The 421-nt window shown below is 50.1% G+C and carries 1 protein-coding gene; it reads right to left on the reverse strand.

From position 1 onward, the window contains the following. On the reverse strand, positions 1-421 hold a 421-nt coding region (locus M9196_RS23325; protein ID WP_250619890.1), incomplete at both ends, for a tandem-95 repeat protein.

Raw genomic sequence — 421 nt, forward strand, 5'->3', positions numbered from 1 at the left:
AGCTAAGTCTCCTGAGACTGGCGCGTCGTTGATTGGAAGTACATCGACGTTAATGACGGTATCAACCGTCGCCCCATCTTCGTCCTGGATAGTGACGCTTAGTTGGACTTCACCGTTGAAGTTTTCGTTTGGTGCGAAGCTACACGTTCCATCACCATTAACAGAGAAGATACCGTCAGGGCCATCATAACTCACCCCAACCAGTGACACGTCACCTTCGATGTCGGAGGCATTGGCGAGGACTTGAGATTCATTGAATGTCAGTACACTGTCTTCATCAATGGTATAGGATGTCGGCCCCGCTACTGGCGGATCATTCACTTCAATGACCGTCAACCCAGCGGTGGTTTCAGCGGTAGCGCCTTCTTCATCCGCTATGACTACGTCAAAGCCAACTTCACCAGAGAAGTTCTCATTTGGT

The organism is Vibrio methylphosphonaticus (assembly GCF_023634655.1).
Lineage (GTDB): Bacteria > Pseudomonadota > Gammaproteobacteria > Enterobacterales > Vibrionaceae > Vibrio > Vibrio methylphosphonaticus.